The sequence below is a fragment of the Gilliamella sp. B2824 genome (assembly GCF_026536245.1).
Taxonomy (GTDB): domain Bacteria; phylum Pseudomonadota; class Gammaproteobacteria; order Enterobacterales; family Orbaceae; genus Gilliamella.
Window position 1 is genome coordinate 53,173 of sequence record NZ_JAFNON010000001.1, and the last position, 15,948, is coordinate 69,120.

A 15,948-nucleotide genomic window follows, 5' to 3' on the forward strand; every position below is an offset into this window, starting at 1 on the left:
GTATTCATGAATATATATATTGTTGAAGGTAGTAATACAGGTCCAGTAAATGGACGATTAGCTAAAGCTGAACTTATTTTAGCTGCTAATGCTTTAAATTTAAATGTAGTTGAAAACGCAGCAAATGCCGATGTGATTGTTGCAGTGGGTACAGGATCAATTGCTGATACGTCAGTGATGGGTAAAAAAGTTTATGTTGTTGAAGATATCGATGATGTTTTTGCCAATTCGAAACAAATATTAAACGATGCGCCAAATAAAGCAAAAGTTTATGAGCAAACAGTGGCAACAGCTTCAGCTTCTGCTACAGGGATTAAACGCATTGTTGCTGTTACTGCTTGCCCAACAGGTGTGGCTCACACATTTATGGCAGCCGAAGCCATTGAAGAAGAAGCAAAAAAACGCGGCTGGTGGTGTAAAGTTGAAACACGTGGATCAGTTGGCGTGGGGAATGAATTAACACCTGAAGAAGTTGCTTCTGCTGATGTCGTTATTGCTGCATGTGATATTGATGTTGATTTAAGCAAATTTGCCGGTAAAAAATTATACCGTACTAAAACTGGTCCTGCTCTTAAAAAGACCGCTCAGGAATTAGATAAAGCATTCGAAGAAGCAACAATTTATCAACCTACAACCAATACCTCATCAGCTAAATCAAGTAATGAGAAGAAGAGCGTTTATAAACATCTATTAACCGGTGTTTCGTATATGTTACCTATGGTGGTTGCAGGAGGGTTAATTATTGCGCTTTCTTTTGCATTCGGATCATTTGAAATTGTTGATGGCGTACAAAAATTAATTGGTGAGCCACATTTGGCACAGATTGGTGGACTGGCGTTTTCACTGATGGTGCCATTACTTTCTGGATATATTGCCTATTCGATAGCCGATAGACCTGGCTTGGCTCCTGGCCTTGTCGGTGGTTTGCTTGCGGTATCAACCGGGGCAGGTTTTTTAGGGGGTATTATCATTGGTTATTTTGCTGGTTATTTAGCCTTGTTAATTACTCGATATTTACCACTACCAAAAACGCTTGAAGCATTAAAACCTATTCTAATTGTGCCTTTACTTGCAACATTGGTAACAGGTTTAGTCATGCAGTTTATTGTCGGTACGCCTATAGCATGGTTAATGAATGCTTTAACTGAGTGGTTAAAATCAATGGGTACCGCAAATGCCGTTATTTTAGGTGCTATCTTGGGTGGCATGATGTGTACAGACATGGGTGGACCAATTAATAAAGTCGCTTATGCGTTTGGTACAGGTTTGATTTCTGCTCAAGTCTATGCACCAATGGCAGCAGTAATGGCGGGAGGCATGGTTCCTCCATTAGCGATGGGATTAGCAACTTTAATTGCTCGTAAAAAATTTGCTAAAGCTGAACAAGAAAGTGGTAAAGCGTCTTTAGTTTTAGGTTTATGCTTCATCTCTGAAGGGGCCATTCCATTTGCAGCGCGTGATCCGTTACGTGTTATCCCTTGTTGTATTATTGGTGGTGCAATTACAGGTGGTATGGCATTAGCCTTTGGTTCAGAATTGATGACGCCGCATGGTGGGTTATTTGCATTAGCAATCCCTGGCGTTGTTAAACCTGTTGGTGGTTATTTATTGTCAATCTTAGTCGGCTCTGTCATTGCTGGTGTCGTTTATGCGGTTATTAAAAAACCGGAAGTTGTTGCTGAAGAAGTTACACAGTAATTATTTTTATACTTACAAAAAACGCCATTTTATAATGGCGTTTTTACTTTTTGATAAATAATAATTACTTTTTCACCCAACGCTGTAGGTCTTTAGCAATAAAATCATCCATTTTTTGTAATATATTTGTTGCATCATCCGATACGATTAATGTGTTATAAAAACTTTCTCGAATAAACCCCTCTTGTACTGCATGCTTTAAAAAGTTCAGCAGAGGTTGCCAAAATTGGCTATTGAATAGCGCGACAGGTTTTTCATGGTAGCCTATTTGCATCGCCGTCCAAACTTCAAAAATTTCTTCTAATGTGCCTGTTCCACCTGGCATCGCAATAAAACCATCAGCTAGTTCAGCAAGCCTTGCTTTGCGTTGATGCATATTTTGAACAACTTCTAACTGAGAAATGCCATGATGCGCAGTTTCGGCTTTAACTAAACGTTCAGGAATAACACCAATAACTTCACCGCCATTAGCTAATACGGCATTAGCAATAATCCCCATTAACCCTTTATTGCCACCACCATAAATTAATCGCCTATTTTGTTTGGCAATGGTTTGACCAAGTTGTTCAGCTGCAACACGATATTCAGCACGATTGCCTTCACTGGCACCACAAAACACACAAATATTCTTTTTCATAAACGTTTATTTTACCTATCTTGTCATTTTTAACTTATTTTAGCATAGACATAGACAAATTTGCTTACAAGCTGAGCAATTGATTTTATTTAGTGTTTTAACGATTGACATAAACGTAATAGATGGTTAATATTTTGTCCGTCAAGTGTTCCTCCATAGTTCAGTCGGTAGAACGGCGGACTGTTAATCCGTATGTCACAGGTTCAAGTCCTGTTGGAGGAGCCAACTTTTCCACTTCAACTCATATCTATACATCTCTATTTAGTTATAAATCAATATATTATATTTTTTAGTATATCTATTATCCCTATACATCTATAAATTTATTATTTTTTGGGGTACGAATGAGTGTTCAGCAAAAATTTTCAATTTTTCTTATAAAAAAGAATTTTATGCCAAAAATAATTAAAAGATTAACGAATAATCGATCAAAAATAGTCGAGTAACTGATAAAGACTTGTCTCTAAAAGACAAAGGTTAATTGTTGAAACAGTACTTTATTTAATAGTTAGCAAAGTGACTTATTCCAATATCGGCTTGAATTTTATGACTTCAGGCATTCTTAGCATAAAGAAATGACAATAAACATGAAAGTATGTTTCCGAAAGCCATAGATATAAAAATGCCATTTATTCCCATTTTTTCGACAAAGACTAAATATAGTCCTATAGAGAAATAATGATTATCTTAATATACAGGATAAATTACCACAGGTAGGTGGGCTGTCGCTTGAAAGAATGATCCAATTAGTACTTGTTTTCTGGCAAGATCAATTACGTTCACTATTGAAGTAAATGGTGGAAACAACCAAGGAAACAATAGTACATATAGTACTACAATGACGCTACAAAGTACCATTATTGCTCTTAAGCTTAGATTAAAAGCTTCTTTAATGCGATTAAGTTGATTACAGCTATAATTATTGGGAATAAAGAGCGTTATTGCACCAGCAATAGCAATCATCAGAATAACTATAATTTAGTCAATTCGATCAATCAATATCCATGCATTGATTGCATTTTTATCAAAGTTATTTGTGATCATTTTATTATATGCAACGATAATGAAATAAGTTGAGACTGTCATTAAAAACTGAAGATAATATTTATTTGAATTTTATTGTGGTTTAAGCATAGCTGCTATTTTTTATTTTATGCTAAAAATCAAATTGATACATAATTTTTTTAGTATATCTACGCTATTTATAGACTTAATGATTTGCTTAGTTTATAATCCAAATCCCCAAAATATTAGAATAATCAAAGGAAAACATAATGAAAAAAACATTAATTGCATTAACTGCTATAGCCTGTTTCTCAAGTGTAGCTTACGCCGAAAATAGTGGTGTTTATTTAGGTGGTCAATTAGGGGTTAGTATTCTAAAAGCAAAAAGCCTTCAAGATAAGTGGAAATACGATGATGGAGATGAAGTTGATACTGAAACATTTAAGACAGGTTCAATTTCTAAAGGAAAATTTGCTGGTGCATTGAACCTTGGTTATAACTTTAAATATGATTATGCAATTCCTGTCAGAGCTGAATTGTCTTTTACGTTACGTGGTAATTTAGATAAAGAAAAGAATAAGAGTATTATTGATGAAGATGGCGATGTTCTTCATTCTAAAGAAAGAACTAAAGCGCGTATGAATACGCTTATGGTAAATGGTTATTATGATATTGAGACTGGTACAGCATTTACGCCTTTTGTTGGTGCAGGACTAGGGGTTGCGTTTGCTAAGTTAGATCATAAATATTCAGAAAAATATGATTTCGATAATGAAGAAGATTATATCCAATTTTCAAAATCAAAAACTAAGTTTGCTTGGAATGTTGCTGCTGGTGTAGCATATAACGTTGCTGATAATTTAGATATCGATTTCACTGCACGTTATGTCGATGCTGGTAAACTTTCTATAAAAAGAAACGTTGACGACGAATTAAGCGTAAAAGCAAGTGGTAAATTGAGTTCTGTCGATTTACTAGCAGGTATTCGTTATAGCTTCTAATTAGCAATAAGTTAAAAAAGGGCGTTAGCCCTTTTTTAGTGTTCAATTATTTTCTTTGCAATCAATATGGTATAAGGTTACCCACGTCATATTATTTACTTCTATTAATCCTATTCGCATTGACTAGAATATTGTGAATGAAATTCAAATTTCTATTCTTTATTGATTCCCTGATAATGTTAAGTATGGCTATGATGAGCATGAACTTCATTCATGTTATGAAGATTGATGTCAAATTAACAACTTAATTTTTAAAAATGTCAAAGATTTTTTTTATAAAAAAACAAAAAAGTCTTAGTGGTATATTCTAGTAAGGCAATTTTTTGAGGCGTATAATTTGAGACCCGTTAATCAACGTTCTAGTGAAAAATCAAGATGAAACTTAACATAATCATGGCGGCTTTAATGGTAACGAGTTTATCATGTGCTGCTGCAGAACATTCTTCACATTGGGGGTATGAAGGTGAAGATAAACCTGAAAATTGGGGTAAACTATCACCAGAATTTTCAACTTGTGAAAATGGCAAAAACCAATCACCTATCAACATTGAACACGTGTTCAAAACTCATCATGATAAACTTAAACTGGTATTCAAACCAGGTAAGCAAGAAATTATCAATAATGGTCACACTATTCAAGTTAATGTTGGTGAAGGTAATACTTTACAAATCGATAACGAAGTTTTCACCCTACAACAATTCCACTTTCATGCGCCAAGTGAAAATGAAATTAAAGGCAAACAGTTCCCAATGGAAGCACATTTTGTCTATAAAAATAAGAATGGTGAGTTAGCTGTGGTTGCACTTATGTTTAATAAAGGAAAAACGAATCCAGAATTAGCAAAAGCCTGGCAACAAATACCAACCGAAGTTGAAGCGACGGCAACGCTTACTCAACCTGTTGATATAAAAGCTCTATTACCAAATAGGTTAGATTTTTATCGCTTTAGTGGTTCATTGACAACTCCTCCATGTACAGAAGGGGTAAGATGGATTGTGTTAGAACAAGAAAGCAGCGTATCGACTGAGCAAATCGAAAAATTCCACTCAATTATGCATCATGATAACAATCGACCAGTCCAACCATTAAATGGAAGGGTAATTGTTGATTAATGTCCAAATGGCTCTATCAAATGTATTTAGATAGAGCCTATTTTAACAAATTTTTTTTCGATTCTATTATAAATAAACTTGTTAATTTTTTTTCATAATCGAAATTTAAAATCAGAAATTACTTATAAATGCTTTGCAACCTCTCGGGCAACATCTAAAGCAATCTGATCCCAAGCATATTCTACCACAGAAGTCATATTTGCATCTTTTACACCACTATCATTTTGCTTGGTTGAAAACTCTTTAGTCCACGTTTTACCTGATAATTCAAATGTGAGATTTAAATATACACTAGCATTATCAATATTCGTCATGCCATAAGTGAATTTAGTTTTGGCATTATTAACAATTATTGTCAGTTTTTTCCCTCCAGAATTTATGTCAGCGTATGTACTAATTGCCTCTTCAATTCTAGTAGAAAGCCCTATACCGGTTGGGATTCGGGTACGACTACCACCACCAATAAATCCTGAAGAACCTTGTATGTCAATACGTGTAGTAAAACTATCAGGAACCCATACAATATTTAAGTTTTGTTTTTGAGGTAAATGGATTTCTGATTTTATTTGTTTTAATGATTGATAAGACAAACGATCATTAAATTGGAGATGAACACTACAACCAGATAAAATAAATCCAAGACAAGTTAATAAAATTATTTTTTTCATACCATTATCCTTAATAAAATTTTCAGTAATATTATGTAATTAGAACAATTAAATCAATAATTACTTACAATTCATAATTAGATAATTTTTCGGTTTATAAACTCGAAGGTAACAAGGATACTTCGATTTGAAATTAAACAAACCAAACATTTTAATTGTGTGAATTAATAGTCAATGATATTTAGTTAATCATTGATTATTAATAATAAAATCTAATCTAAGGCTTTATTGGATAACAATAGTGTTTTTTCTATTTAAATGTTTGAATAAGGGTAAGGTAGTATTATTCTCCAAATAAAACCATATTAATAACATAGATCTTTATCTCACAGAGGTATTTATAATGAATACTAAGCGCGTCAGCGAGTGATATATGCGGATAAATTTCTAATCCAAGAATAGTTCTTTTTCAAGAATCGGAACATTGATTCTGAATACGTTATAATTTTTATCCGAGGGTTTAATTAAAAGATTAATAATCATTATGATAGATTTATTATTTTTCATTATTAGCTTGAGTTTTCTTAATTAAGTATTTAGCAACAACGTTGCTGTTCTCCTTGAATATCTCTTTATGGCATACCTAACAATTCTTATACAAAAATACAATTTATATCAGATATGATGATTTGGTTAAACTTCTTTGGATTAATTTAGAAAAATTAGAAACAAAAAATAAATAATTCATTAATTTTTTCAATAAATTACGAACTTTAATAAGCTGGAGGGAGTTAAATTATTTTATACTAAATTGATTAATTGAATAAAAATAGTTTAATTTTTTGTAGACCAATTTAAGTGTTAGTTTGGGATGAATAAGCAAATATAAAAATATTCACTCAAGCATCTATAAAATTTATGAGTATAAATTCATTCAACATAATCCTAAAAATTATGACAACCTCTTCTCAGTCAAATTTTGATACCATATTTTTCTTCAATAAACAGATCCAATTTGTTTTGATCTTTCTCTTTTATAATAAAATCTATTTCTTGCTCAGTAAAATCATAAATACCAAAGTTGTTGATATAATTTCCATTCAATGAATAGTAATCTGAAGAATAAGGCTTACTGGTTGTTTTAATATAATACCAAAATAGTTTTGACTCAATTATACGTTTTATGAATAGTAATTCTCTTCTCGTATGACCTACTATTGCTATTCCATTATAGAATAGAAGATCTCTATCTGTTGAGATAATACCGCTTGGATTTTTATTAGACATTTTAGGTAGAAAGAGTTTATTACCTACAACATTAAGTGACTGTGTTCTACCAAATGCAAACCAATTTGCATATTTACCAACACCTTTATCTCGGAGAGCAAGAATATTTCGTTTTCCCCAAAGGTACTGGTAAGCTTCTGGATACTTTTCTTTGAATATATCTTCTTCGATTAATTTCGCACTAGAATTGGAATCTCTATTGTAGGGAAATATTACTTTCTCTTCTAAATCAGATAATGAGTATGAACTGCTTAATTTATTTGAATTAATAATGCTTTTACATATATCTTTTTCAACTTTATAGTATTTATCTTTTTTAAAATAATAATACCTTTCATCTTCCTTAACAGGCTTAAAGATATAAATATCATTCTTTAGTGTTGCTATGCCATGACTTGTTTTATATTTTTTGCCAAATGGTTGTCCAATTGCTTCAATCTTGGAGACGATATTGGTATCTTGTAAATTCCATCCTTTTTTAGAATCTAAAATAGCATATTTAATTTTGTTAAATTGTTTCTTTTTAAATAAACTATGGCTTTCGGATTTATAGTATTCCAAATATTTGGAATTTTTATTTATAATAAAACAAATACATGTATAGGTATTTCTTGAACGAAATACTTGTTCACAACCAAAGTCTATGATTTGAAAATTCAATTGTTTATTTTTGAAATAATCTCGTAAGGCTCGACCATTTAAACTCTTAAAAAAAGTATTCATAGTAATGTAACCTAATACACCGTTGGGAGATAAATTTTCGATAGCAATTTGAAAAAATGGGATATATAAATCAGAGTTTCCAGAAGCACTTACGGACCAATTTCTTAAAAATTTCTTTGTTTCTATATTTAGATTGCGAGCACAAACATAAGGAGGATTACCTAAAATAACATCAAAGCCTGAGAATTTAGGTAAAAATTTATCCCAGTTAAATAATAGAGCATCTCCTACAAATAAATTAAAATTAAACTCAGGTATATCTTCACTATTTATTAGTGCTAAAAGAGACAATAATAATTTTGTTCGTTGTATTGAGTATTCTTGTATATCTAATCCAAAAAGATTATTTTTAAAAATATCTTTATAAGATTGATTGGTCAGCGTTTTTAGCGTTTTAGCTGCATTGAATAAAAAGCCCCCACAGCCACAAGAGATATCTGCTATTTTTACAGAAGTAAAAGAGGTATCTTTCTGCTTTTTATCAATCACTTCATTAGTAATATAAGTTCGAATATTATCAGGGGTGTATACAGCTCCATTCACAATTCGGTCAGAAGGAGATATTACATATTCAAATAACTGAATTAGCTCTTCGAAATTAAAGTCATCTATTTCATTATTAATTAATTCAAGAAAGTCCTCGAGCAAGTTTTGATTTGTATCATTTTGCTCATTAATGAGGTAGGTTTGGATTAATTTATTGTGCTTGACTAATATACCATTTTTAACCATAAATGTTGAAATGATTAGTTTATCAACATCAGTTGGCTCAGTTATTTTTTTATTCTTTAAATAAGATACTATTTTCGTTTTCATAAAGCCACTATTGAAAAGAATAGATTTTATCAATGATTATTCAGGTTAGATAGATATAACAGAGATTTAATTCTTACTCTTTTAATAATCTCTGTTCAGTTTGATACTTGTCTCTCATTGATTCTAACTTTGAAATGATATCTTTGATTTCCCAAAAATATGGAGTATCACTATTGTCCATCTTGTCAAAAATAATTCTAAGTTTTTTCAAAATATCGTCAAAATACTCTACTAACCAAAAGATCTCATGACGTTTTAAGAAAAATTTCATTCTTGTATACATGTATTTTCCAACAGTAGAATCATTTGATATACATATTTTACCATAGTTATCTCTAAAAAAAGTTAGATCATAATCAGCAGAACATGGTTCAATATATCCAATTTGACCATTATTATAGATTAACGGATCATCACTACACCAATCATCATGTTTAGCACAATTACATACAGGGCAAGAATAAATCAAATTATTATATGTATATGATAATTCAGGGAATTTAGATTTTGGTGCAAAGTGATCTATATGAAACCCCTTTTGGTAACCGAAATACATGTGATGAACACCACAATACCCACAACAATTATAGAAGTCACTAGCAAGTTGTTCTTTATATTTTGTGTAATCTTTATACGTTTTTGTGGGAACCGTTCTCTTAGGTATCTTTTTTCTTATTGGGTATTTCATGATTATCTAATTTCTCAAGTAATTCCTGAACCTCATCAACTAAATTTTTTAGCTCTTGATTATGACTAATTGATTTTAATTGAGGAGGGGTTATTGTAAGTAATCCTAAATTAGCTTCAATAAACTCATCTGCCTGAATTAATAACGCTTCTTCCTTTAATGAAAGAGATGTTTTTGCACCTAATTCTTTTATTGTTTCATATGCAATAGTTTTTTGATTAATATATTTATCAATACTTGCTTTTATTATTTTAAAAAAATACTCCCAATTTTCGACAGATAACATATTTTTATCGTAAATTAAATGGACATCAGAAAAATCATCGACAGCTTCATCAGGATATGAAGTTAATAATATACATGGAAGATCTCTTTGTCTTTCTTGAATATAATTCAATAGGTTGGAGCCCAAAAAATCAACATCTGCATATTGATTTAGTCTATAGTCAACTACCAACATATTAAATTGTTTAGCTTTTATTTTCTCGTATAGGCTTTCAATAGTATCCCCTTTTTTAGGAATAAAATTCTTAAATTCTACAATTTGCCTATATTGCTTCATAAAATCGTGAAATATCTTTACATCACCAGGATTCTCATCAATATAAGCTATTTGATATTTATTATGTGAATCATCCACTCTATCCATTAATTATTATCCTTTTTCGCTGAATTAGGGAAAATCATACGAACACCAAATCCTTGTTTTTTATCCATTATGCTTATTTCTGCTTTATATTCTTCTAATGTTTTTTTTATTAACCACATTCCTAATCCGGTACCTATTTGTTTTCCATTCTTATCTCTTTTTGTAGAAAAAGCGGATTTAAAAATATCTTTTGCATCGGCAATATCCTCACTTAGTCCTGGGCCCTCATCAGAATATAGAACTACTAATCCTTCTGAGGATAAATCAACTTCAATAAGAATATTCCTACTAATATAATTTGGTCTATCAAAGGCTTCACAAGAGTTAATTATTAGGTTATTGAAAATACAATCAAAATCAATTTCAAATGCTCTAATAGAATAGCTATCTATTTTACTTATGATATTAAAATTTATATGTCTATCGTCTAATGTAAGAGACCAATTTTGTTTTAGAGCAAATAAATACTGTATCAAATCTATGGATTTACGTGTTCTTTTATCTTTTTTTATTGTTCTTAGAGTATATTGCAACCAGTTCCTCATTTTAGAATCTTCTTTTTCAATTAATTCTAAAAGATAATAAGGATTGTCAAAATCCTCATTTTCTTCAAAAGAAGTGGGGTCAATATATTGCTGTAAAATTTCCTCAATAAAACTGTACCTATTGCCCTTTAGTTTCATTTCAAGATTGCGTAGTTCATGAGCAAAAGATGCTATTGTTATACCGCTAGAAGCAAAAACTCTTAGAAGAGAATTTTCTTCTTTCATATCAGCGAGCTCTCTAATAGCATCATCTTTATCTGACTGCTCTTTTAATAAACTAAGTGATAAAAGCTCCGTTGTTGATTTATCGCTTTTCCCTGTTTCTTTTTGTTTTTCTTTAAATTCAAGGAAAATCTTATTTGCAGTATTATGAGCTCTCTGCTTTTCTTTGTTAGACAAATCTTCATCTTCTGGGAATTTTGCCATATCTTTTGAATATTTATCTAAAGCAGAATAAACAGAGCTCCTATCATCCTCAAATATTTTTATTATGGCTAAAATAATTTCTTTAAATTGATTGAAAACAATATTTTCTTGCAGCCCCTCTCGATTAGATTTATCTTCTAAAAAAGTATTGCTAATTCGCGATATATTGATAATTCCAGCTAAGTTTTTAGGGGACACTCTCCATTGACCTTTACGACTAACAGCAGCAGGGTTTAAAGCTACGCGGTTACCAAGACCTAACCAGTCCCAACTTGTACTATCTAATTCACCATAAGGCCTAACCCTAAAATAATCCCTAAATATTTTTATTCCACTATTATAATCTAGCCATTGTCCACGTTCAGCATAATCAAATTCTTTTTGAAAATACTTCTGACTATCTTTTTTAGAAGTTATCTTTTTTAGGAAATAAATGATGAATTTAAAGTCACCAATATTTGATAGTTTTATATCTTTATTTTCTGAGCTACCTGGAAGTAAACTTTCTAATTTTACTGAATATTCACTTTTCTCTTTTAGCCCTCCAGGAAAATAATTTTGAATACATTCTTGCGGAATTTTGTTTAATTGAAATTCATTACGTTCTATCTCAATCCAAACTTTTCCATTAGCTATCTCTGCCGAAAGCTTATAATCAAAGTTATCACATAATATAGGTAAAACTTGGCCATTTAATTTAGGATGAGTGAATCGGTTATTAAATAAAAAAAGTTGAAAAGAGTCATCTTCTGTTGGTGGTACAAGAGTTTCTAATCCTGTATAAATTTTCAATAAAGAAGACTCATCCCAGTCATCTCTCATGTAAGAAACTTTAATGATTGTACCATGACCAAATTCTGATTTTAATTTAAGAGGATTAGTTCGATTTGATAATACTTGCTCTAAAGCTTCAAATTGTTCTTCTGTAAAAATTTGATCTATTAAAAAAGCGAGATCAATATCTTTATGCTCAAGGGAAGCTTTTATTTCATTAATTGTTTTATTATTTTGCTCAAAAATTTCCCAATCAACAGTCCATTCTAAACCTGTTGAGTTCTTTTTCTTAGACCATAAATAACAAATTTCACCTAATCTATCTAAAGCAAATCGACCTATTCCTTTTGCTCCTGACTTTACTCTATTTTTAGAACTTAGATGGTTATGTACTTTGTCATCTGTACCAATTGTCATCCAATACTTTTTTATCGTATTAGCATTCATTCCATCGCCATTGTCGATAATGTAAACATTAGTTAATGAATTAAATAATTTATCTAAATACCGAGTTTTATCAGAAAGTTCTTTGTTTTCTAAGGACTCAATTTTTCGCTGGAAATTTTTATTATTTTCAATATAAAAATCATTTAACTCTATATTATATCTATTAAATTTTCTGTTTACTTTGATAAAATCCTTTTTGGATAGATAGTCAGGAGCGCTTTGATAAGGAATATCAAAATAAACAATACAAAAATCAGAGTCAGCATCATAGGTATTCTTAACTAACTCTATAATAGCACCTTCAGCTGAAGCAACGTTTTCTCTACCAATAAGCCTTGCTGTCCTTGCTGATACATTAAAACTCAATTCTTCTTTTTGTATTATGGTTGTCATATATTTCGCTTATTTAAATTACTAACAAGTATAAGGTTATCGGTATAAGTTACTTTATAAAAATAAAACCAATTGTCAACATTAAATATAGTCTATTTTATTATTCTTGTTCAAAGTAATAAATTAAAAACAAATGCTAATTCCTGCCTGCTAGCCATAAGCCCAGTTCAAATAGCTCCATAACATATTTTAAAATCAAAATATTGCCTACATTATTTAAACTCTTATAAAAGTTTAAATAATGATTAGTTGCTACACTATCCCAAATACACCTTTAATACCCTAATCCATTCATGTCCCAATTCCCAGCTAATAGTTTACCTTGCCCATTGATCTTTAATTTATTGCTTCAGCGTTAACGCTCCCCACGACAGCTCACCAGCTTTGGATGATCTCCAGCCTGTTAGTGTTTCATACCGTATTTTTGCATAAGCGTGCCTTAAGTCATGCATTTTATTGAACCTGACTTTTTAGTATTGTCCGTAATAGATATTAGATGGTTATATTCACATTTTTTAATTCGCAATACCCGAATTTTCTTTCTATAACGAGAGGGCCAAATTCGTTTAGCCTCTATACCTAATGCATTGGCAATAATCAGTTCGCCTTTTGTCCATGGGCGAACAAGTGCGTTAGAGAGCGTTGTTCCTTTCTTTTTCAAAGCTGCAATAATATCGGCAGAATGCCAGTCTTTTTTGCTATTCATAACACCACCTAAAATCATCAATTACATGAATTATTAATGTAAAACTTTAATTATGATTAAATTAAAATCAAAATTCAAGTTATACATGATTTATTAAAGCATTTCATTACGAAATTCAAATCGAAGAAGAGGATAATTATTAATCAAAACTATATAAGATGAGTAGCAATAATCATGATTGGTAAGCGATTAAAAATAGCTAGAATTAATGCAGATCTGACACAAACTGAACTTGGAGTGAAAGCAGGATTAGACGAAGAATCAGCAAGTTCCCGCATTAGTTCTTATGAAAATGAAGTTCATTCACCTGATTTTACTCTTGTAAAACGTCTCGCAAAAGTTCTTGATGTACCTAGCGCTTATTTTTATGCTGAAGACGATGAATTAGCCGATTTTATTATTCAATATAACAAGCTAAAAAAGCAAAAGCCTAATGCATTTGTGAGTTTAACGGCTTCATAATTGTGATGACATCAATTTATTTAGAACAATATCAGCTTGTTATTCATACACTGAAAGAAGCAAGAATTAAGCAAAACATAACCCAAGAAAAACTAGCACAAGCATTAAATCGGCCACAATCTTTTATTGCCAAGGTTGAAAGTGGAGAACGCCGTTTAGATGTTGTGGAGTTTGTGCATATTGCTCGATTACTTTCACTCAATCCTGAAGCTGTAATTAAAAAGATTAAATAAAATGGCAATTATATACGGGTACATATGCTCATCAGCCTGTGATGATGAAGCTTTAGATAACTTTAATCGCTCTGTTTTACAACATCTTCCTCTTTATGGAGCCTATATTTGTCGGGATATGTTTGCTACGTTGCCGTATAACAATAAAGCACTTAGTAAATATTCACATATTATTCTTTTTGCTGCTGAGTATAATGAGATGTACGTTATGCCAGATGATTGGCTAGAAGAGTTTGAAAACTTATTATCTCAGTTATGCTGGAGTCATGTTAATGTGATTGAAACTTATTCAAGTAACCGTTTTGTATGGCAAGCTAATAAATTTGATTTAGAACAAATAGTCGCCACAACTGAATGGCATAGAATTGTCTATGATTCTTATCATGAATTAAAGGAAATTGAGTTTCAATCAACTACCATCTATAATCGGTAGTTATTGTCAAATAAGACAAAATGCTGATATGTTAATTAAAATAGAAAGTTTTTATGGTGATTCATTGCTTTCTGGTAAAGTGTCTTCTATTGGGCAATTAAAATATCGAGTGATGACAGTAGTAGCCGATTGCGATATACAAGATTTTATATCTGTTTTTTGTGCTCGTTATAGCTATGATATTTATCCATATGATGAAAGTATTCAGGTAGATTATGTGGTGGATCTCGATATTTATAAGGTATATAAACCAATTTATTAAAATATGAGAGGTTTATATTATTTTTCTTATTGTTAGACCGAACGCCCCTAATAGATATTTGCGCCAGTTCGCTAGGGTTGCGAATGTTCGGGGATCAGCCTAGATGCAAATAATATTATAATATTCAGTTAGCTATATTATAGTACTGTGTTTATATACATAAAACTGGCTTTATATTATACTATTAAAAATTTTTAAGTGTTCTAAAACTGAATTATCTAGTTTTATATCTTCCATGATTTTTATATTTTCAATTCGATTATCCATCAAATAACTATATTCAATTAAAGCTCGTGACCTAAATATCTTATCGCTTAAACGTAATTTTTCAAATTCAACATAAGTGGAGCGTAATATATTCTCTCCTCGTTTTAAATTACCGATTTCATATTCTCCTGGTACATTATCTATCTTGATTTTTATATTTTGAGCCTCTCCTCCAATATTTTTGATACTAATATGTAACTCCACTAAACTTAACATATGTTCTTGGTCATAATGATAAGAGTAGGTCAAATCAGTTATTAGATTAGGTGAATTTAAAATATCTAGTTCTTTTTTATACAATAAAAACTGCTGTTTATTTACTTCAAGCATATGCTTATATTCTTCAACAGTATTTTTTAGTTCTTCTGCTTGAAGCTCTAAAGCTTTAGTATTTTGTTGTAATTCTTGTTTTTGGAGCATATAGCCCAGTATGAGCCAAAATAAAGCTACAGTCCCAAAACTACCCCCTAAAAAATCCCCCCAATCATTGAACTTCATTTCGTTTACATAATTAAACGCATCAGGACTATATAACCAAATACAACCTAAAATAACTGAAAACAATAAAGCGGTTATAACGATACTTACAATAATAATACTATCTTTCTCTTTTGTGTTCATTTTCTTATACTCCTATCAAGCTTCTGCATTATCGACTGTTCAACCGACATAATTAATCTAGTGTTTTGCATGCCATTAAAATAAAGATTTACCTTTTTCTTTTCTGTTTGTTTCATTCTTTTTTTATGAACTGACAAAATTTTAATTCTAATCA

Annotated in this window: 16 protein-coding genes and 1 tRNA gene; 8 read left to right on the forward strand and 9 right to left on the reverse strand. The window is 30.9% G+C overall.

Annotated features, from left to right (window positions below; all coding sequences use genetic code 11):
* Positions 1-6: 6 nt before the first annotated feature.
* Positions 7-1,698, forward strand: a complete 1,692-nt coding sequence (gene fruA, locus J3U56_RS00225; protein ID WP_267333786.1) for a PTS fructose transporter subunit IIBC — start codon at positions 7-9, stop codon at positions 1,696-1,698.
* 64 nt (positions 1,699-1,762) lie between these two features.
* Here fruA and J3U56_RS00230 read toward each other — a convergent pair whose 3' ends face one another.
* Positions 1,763-2,335 carry a TIGR00730 family Rossman fold protein gene (locus tag J3U56_RS00230; protein ID WP_267366278.1) on the reverse strand — a complete coding sequence of 191 codons (573 nt, stop codon included), beginning with the start codon at positions 2,333-2,335 and terminating at the stop codon, positions 1,763-1,765.
* 149 nt (positions 2,336-2,484) lie between these two features.
* Between J3U56_RS00230 and J3U56_RS00235 the strand changes: the two genes are divergently transcribed.
* Positions 2,485-2,560 (forward strand) — tRNA-Asn (locus J3U56_RS00235).
* 462 nt (positions 2,561-3,022) lie between these two features.
* Here the strand turns inward: J3U56_RS00235 and J3U56_RS00240 are convergent.
* Positions 3,023-3,298 carry a hypothetical protein gene (locus tag J3U56_RS00240; RefSeq protein WP_267366280.1) on the reverse strand — a complete coding sequence of 92 codons (276 nt, stop codon included), beginning with the start codon at positions 3,296-3,298 and terminating at the stop codon, positions 3,023-3,025.
* 311 nt (positions 3,299-3,609) lie between these two features.
* Here J3U56_RS00240 and J3U56_RS00245 point away from each other — a divergent pair, with 311 nt between their 5' ends.
* Positions 3,610-4,341, forward strand: coding sequence for an outer membrane protein (locus J3U56_RS00245; protein WP_267343678.1), 732 nt, complete (start codon positions 3,610-3,612; stop codon positions 4,339-4,341).
* Between the two features lie 375 nt (positions 4,342-4,716).
* Positions 4,717-5,454, forward strand: coding sequence for a carbonic anhydrase (locus J3U56_RS00250; protein ID WP_065633677.1), 738 nt, complete (start codon positions 4,717-4,719; stop codon positions 5,452-5,454).
* Positions 5,455-5,576: 122 nt separating this feature from the next.
* On the opposite strand, the gene J3U56_RS00255 is transcribed toward J3U56_RS00250, so the two are convergent.
* The 6 genes from J3U56_RS00255 to J3U56_RS12050 all read right to left on the reverse strand — a co-directional run bounded on the left by J3U56_RS00255 (position 5,577) and on the right by J3U56_RS12050 (position 13,516).
* Complete coding sequence (locus J3U56_RS00255; protein ID WP_267366282.1) at positions 5,577-6,122, reverse strand: hypothetical protein; 546 nt, start codon at positions 6,120-6,122, stop codon at positions 5,577-5,579.
* 912 nt (positions 6,123-7,034) lie between these two features.
* Positions 7,035-8,888 carry an Eco57I restriction-modification methylase domain-containing protein gene (locus J3U56_RS00260; RefSeq protein ID WP_267366284.1) on the reverse strand — a complete coding sequence of 618 codons (1,854 nt, stop codon included), beginning with the start codon at positions 8,886-8,888 and terminating at the stop codon, positions 7,035-7,037.
* Positions 8,889-8,961: 73 nt separating this feature from the next.
* Positions 8,962-9,576, reverse strand: coding sequence for an HNH endonuclease (locus J3U56_RS00265; RefSeq protein ID WP_267366286.1), 615 nt, complete (start codon positions 9,574-9,576; stop codon positions 8,962-8,964).
* Complete coding sequence (locus tag J3U56_RS00270) at positions 9,545-10,225, reverse strand: hypothetical protein (RefSeq protein ID WP_267366288.1); 681 nt, start codon at positions 10,223-10,225, stop codon at positions 9,545-9,547. Before J3U56_RS00270 ends, J3U56_RS00265 begins: the two co-directional genes overlap by 32 nt.
* Positions 10,225-12,810 (reverse strand): ATP-binding protein, encoded by a 2,586-nt coding sequence (locus tag J3U56_RS00275; protein ID WP_267366290.1) that lies wholly within the window; start codon positions 12,808-12,810, stop codon positions 10,225-10,227. The genes J3U56_RS00270 and J3U56_RS00275 overlap by 1 nt, the downstream gene beginning before the upstream one ends.
* A 439-nt stretch (positions 12,811-13,249) precedes the next feature.
* A complete protein-coding gene (locus J3U56_RS12050) occupies positions 13,250-13,516 on the reverse strand; it encodes a helix-turn-helix domain-containing protein (protein ID WP_324101428.1) in 267 nt (88 codons plus the stop codon).
* A gap of 174 nt (positions 13,517-13,690) precedes the next feature.
* On the opposite strand from J3U56_RS12050, the gene J3U56_RS00285 reads away from it, so the two are divergent.
* The 4 genes from J3U56_RS00285 to J3U56_RS00300 are packed head-to-tail and all read left to right on the forward strand — an operon-like array spanning position 13,691 to position 14,906.
* Positions 13,691-13,978: a helix-turn-helix domain-containing protein gene (locus J3U56_RS00285; RefSeq protein WP_065563680.1), complete on the forward strand. Its 288-nt coding sequence runs from the start codon at positions 13,691-13,693 to the stop codon at positions 13,976-13,978.
* A gap of 5 nt (positions 13,979-13,983) precedes the next feature.
* Positions 13,984-14,211 carry a helix-turn-helix domain-containing protein gene (locus J3U56_RS00290; RefSeq protein ID WP_267333778.1) on the forward strand — a complete coding sequence of 76 codons (228 nt, stop codon included), beginning with the start codon at positions 13,984-13,986 and terminating at the stop codon, positions 14,209-14,211.
* 1 nt (position 14,212) lies between these two features.
* Positions 14,213-14,644: a hypothetical protein gene (locus J3U56_RS00295; RefSeq protein WP_267366292.1), complete on the forward strand. Its 432-nt coding sequence runs from the start codon at positions 14,213-14,215 to the stop codon at positions 14,642-14,644.
* A complete protein-coding gene (locus tag J3U56_RS00300) occupies positions 14,610-14,906 on the forward strand; it encodes a hypothetical protein (RefSeq protein WP_267348394.1) in 297 nt (98 codons plus the stop codon). The genes J3U56_RS00295 and J3U56_RS00300 overlap by 35 nt, the downstream gene beginning before the upstream one ends.
* A gap of 171 nt (positions 14,907-15,077) precedes the next feature.
* Here the strand turns inward: J3U56_RS00300 and J3U56_RS00305 are convergent, their stop codons facing one another.
* Positions 15,078-15,794: a hypothetical protein gene (locus tag J3U56_RS00305; RefSeq protein ID WP_267366294.1), complete on the reverse strand. Its 717-nt coding sequence runs from the start codon at positions 15,792-15,794 to the stop codon at positions 15,078-15,080.
* Between the last annotated feature and the right edge of the window lie 154 nt (positions 15,795-15,948).

Coding starts and splice junctions, on each gene's coding strand:
- fruA (WP_267333786.1), top strand. CDS start 7: ATGAATATATATATTGTTGAAGGTAGTAATACAGGTCCAGTAAATGGA.
- J3U56_RS00230 (WP_267366278.1), bottom strand. CDS start 2,335: ATGAAAAAGAATATTTGTGTGTTTTGTGGTGCCAGTGAAGGCAATCGT.
- J3U56_RS00240 (WP_267366280.1), bottom strand. CDS start 3,298: ATGATTGCTATTGCTGGTGCAATAACGCTCTTTATTCCCAATAATTAT.
- J3U56_RS00245 (WP_267343678.1), top strand. CDS start 3,610: ATGAAAAAAACATTAATTGCATTAACTGCTATAGCCTGTTTCTCAAGT.
- J3U56_RS00250 (WP_065633677.1), top strand. CDS start 4,717: ATGAAACTTAACATAATCATGGCGGCTTTAATGGTAACGAGTTTATCA.
- J3U56_RS00255 (WP_267366282.1), bottom strand. CDS start 6,122: ATGAAAAAAATAATTTTATTAACTTGTCTTGGATTTATTTTATCTGGT.
- J3U56_RS00260 (WP_267366284.1), bottom strand. CDS start 8,888: ATGAAAACGAAAATAGTATCTTATTTAAAGAATAAAAAAATAACTGAG.
- J3U56_RS00265 (WP_267366286.1), bottom strand. CDS start 9,576: ATGAAATACCCAATAAGAAAAAAGATACCTAAGAGAACGGTTCCCACA.
- J3U56_RS00270 (WP_267366288.1), bottom strand. CDS start 10,225: ATGGATAGAGTGGATGATTCACATAATAAATATCAAATAGCTTATATT.
- J3U56_RS00275 (WP_267366290.1), bottom strand. CDS start 12,810: ATGACAACCATAATACAAAAAGAAGAATTGAGTTTTAATGTATCAGCA.
- J3U56_RS12050 (WP_324101428.1), bottom strand. CDS start 13,516: ATGAATAGCAAAAAAGACTGGCATTCTGCCGATATTATTGCAGCTTTG.
- J3U56_RS00285 (WP_065563680.1), top strand. CDS start 13,691: ATGATTGGTAAGCGATTAAAAATAGCTAGAATTAATGCAGATCTGACA.
- J3U56_RS00290 (WP_267333778.1), top strand. CDS start 13,984: ATGACATCAATTTATTTAGAACAATATCAGCTTGTTATTCATACACTG.
- J3U56_RS00295 (WP_267366292.1), top strand. CDS start 14,213: ATGGCAATTATATACGGGTACATATGCTCATCAGCCTGTGATGATGAA.
- J3U56_RS00305 (WP_267366294.1), bottom strand. CDS start 15,794: ATGAACACAAAAGAGAAAGATAGTATTATTATTGTAAGTATCGTTATA.